Here is a 2497-nt window from a genome sequence, read left to right on the forward strand (position 1 = left end):
AAATCGTTAAGGAAAGAATCGAAGGTGGTGCAAACGAAAAAGCAGTATGGAGACTTTTCATTAACTGCCCTTTCGTTTGCATCAATTTCGATTTTTTCTGGTTGAACAAAGCGCGTCAACTCTATATGGACTTTTAATTATGACACTCTATTTATAATAGGATAGCGTGTACACATAGAAACACATAGAATTTATAATTCAGTCCTGTATTATGACACCGGAAATAAGCCTCCCTAAGGAAGCTAAAAAAATATACAGTTATGATACGTTAACAGAGCATATGTGGTTTTGGTTTTATAAAATGTTGTTCTGTAGGCAGAGGAATAATCTTACCACCACAGGAAGAACACTTGCATATATCTCTATTATAAAGAAGACGGATAATGGCAGGTGCATCCATATCTTTCAGCTTGGAAATATATTTTTTGCAACCAAGGATGTTTCTGCATAGGGTAATCTTTTTCTTCTTATTTCTGGATGAAAGAAGACCATAGTGCCTGATATGTACAAAACGTTTTGGAGGAACATGCATTAAAAATCGACGGATAAATTCCTCGCCGGATATGGTGATCTCTTTCCAAAGCCCTTGTTTTTTGTAATCTTTAGCGGAAAAAGTAACTGTAGATTCTGTCATGTCTTTGATACGGTAGTTGCTGATAGCAATCCGGTGGGTGTATTTTCCAAGGTATCTGATGACAGATTCGGCACCGTCAAATGGTTTCTTGCAATAAGGAATCCATTCCTTTGTATAGCAGGTATTTAACAATTCCTTGAAAGTATAGTAGTTTTTGTAAGGTGCAGCCGATCCATGAAATTCAAGCCTGTCATTTTCCCAGAGCTGCTTAAGTTCAGCCATATATTTTCCACGAAATATTTTGGAGATCACCTTAATCGGAAGAAAAAACTCTTTTCCGTTGTCTTTCCAATGATTTTTCACATCCAGCCCTCCACCAAGAACAATCGCATGGATATGAGGATGAAAATTCATGGTGCTTCCCCATGTATGGAGGATACAAATATAGCCGATATGAGTCCCAAGATATTTACTATCAGCAGCAAGTTCACTGAGAGTATCTGAAGCCGCATGATAAAGAGCAGTGTATAAGAATTTCTGGTTGCTGTAGATAATGGGATTAAGTTCTTCTGGAACTGTAAAAACTACATGGAAATAAGGAGCATCTAAGATATCCTCACGCCGTGCATCTACCCATTTTTCTTTTGGAAACTCCTGACACATAGGACAGCATCTGTCACGGCAGGAGTTATAGTGGACTGACATGCAGCCGCAGTCCTCGCATACGCTTACATTCACACCAAAGGCACCGGTTTTGCAATTCATGATGTGATAAGCGGCCTTTCGCTGAGCGGGAGAAATACTATGTGTGGATTCAAAAGATGGATAGAAACGATGAAAAATATCCTGAATCGTACAATCCTTACTCATGATTCACCACCTTCCGGGTTGTCGAACGGGCTGCGGATTCCAAGAAGTGTCTTGTTGCTCACATGAAGGTAAACATCTGTAGAGCGAGGATCAACATGTCCCAGAAGTGACTGGATATATTTTATATCTGTGCCACTTTCGAATAGGTGGCTGGCAAAACTATGACGGCACGCATGAGAGGAAACATGACGGTTAATGCCGGCGAGTTTAGCACTTTTCTTAAAGAACTGGTTAACACTGGCTATATCAAGATATCCACCGGACCAGGAACTTGGGAAAAGGATATCTTTAGGGCGACCACATTTGTACCAATACTCTGTGAGAAGGTCTAAATTTTTTTGAGACAGAATTGTATACCTGTCAATTCTGCCTTTGGTTTCACGAACATGAATTGTCATGTTGGTACGTGAAATGTCATCATAATGAAGATGAACAACCTCTGATACACGTAATCCGGAAGAATACATAGTTGCAATAATCGCTTTATGCTTCAGATTCGGAGTGGCGTCAATGATTGCATTTATTTCATCGCGGGATAGAACAGCAGGAAGATTTCGCTCTCTTTTCATAGCCGGAACAGTGTCATCATCCCAGAGAATCTTCAGCACCTTTCTATATAAGAACTTGATTGCAGACCGATAGTGATTGTGAGTTTCAGGAGACCTTCCTTCCAGACGTTTGGCAGTAAGAAAACTTTCCGCATCTTCAAGTGTAAGATCAGAAACATTTTTTCCAATCCAACGAAGGAAGTAACGGACATCAGAGCAATACAGTTGAATAGTTCTTTCACGCAGGTTACGTTTTTCCGCTTCATTGCGGATGGATTCAAAAATATCTTTATACATAATAAAACCTCCAGAATAAGTAGTGTTAATAATTACATCTACCTATTCGGAGGTGCGTTAGCGTCATAATTCCGATTGCGGAAGAGACTGGAAAATGTTATTCTTATCATAGGCAGTGGAGCTTTCTTAGTTCAGTTGTTTCGTGTGGTAACTTAACAATAACGGATTATGGAAAGTAATTCCACTGCTTTTTTAATAAAAATAAAAC

Annotated in this window: 2 protein-coding genes; both read right to left on the minus strand. The window is 39.3% G+C overall.

What is annotated here, in order from left to right:
* Window positions 1-268: 268 nt before the first annotated feature.
* Window positions 269-1444 carry an IS91 family transposase gene (locus tag LJE11_RS18860; protein ID WP_195284237.1) on the minus strand — a complete coding sequence of 392 codons (1176 nt, stop codon included), beginning with the start codon at window positions 1442-1444 and terminating at the stop codon, window positions 269-271.
* Window positions 1441-2289, minus strand: a complete 849-nt coding sequence (locus LJE11_RS18865) for a tyrosine-type recombinase/integrase (protein ID WP_161234484.1) — start codon at window positions 2287-2289, stop codon at window positions 1441-1443. Before LJE11_RS18865 ends, LJE11_RS18860 begins: the two co-directional genes overlap by 4 nt.
* Between the last annotated feature and the right edge of the window lie 208 nt (window positions 2290-2497).

The sequence above is a fragment of the Blautia sp. DFI.1.216 genome (assembly GCF_020594215.1).
Classification (GTDB): Bacteria; Bacillota; Clostridia; order Lachnospirales; family Lachnospiraceae; genus Blautia_A; species Blautia_A wexlerae.

Bases quoted from the DNA above. Each gene is read 5' to 3' on its own strand.
- LJE11_RS18860 (WP_195284237.1), bottom strand. From the start codon at position 1,444: ATGAGTAAGGATTGTACGATTCAGGATATTTTTCATCGTTTCTATCCA.
- LJE11_RS18865 (WP_161234484.1), bottom strand. From the start codon at position 2,289: ATGTATAAAGATATTTTTGAATCCATCCGCAATGAAGCGGAAAAACGT.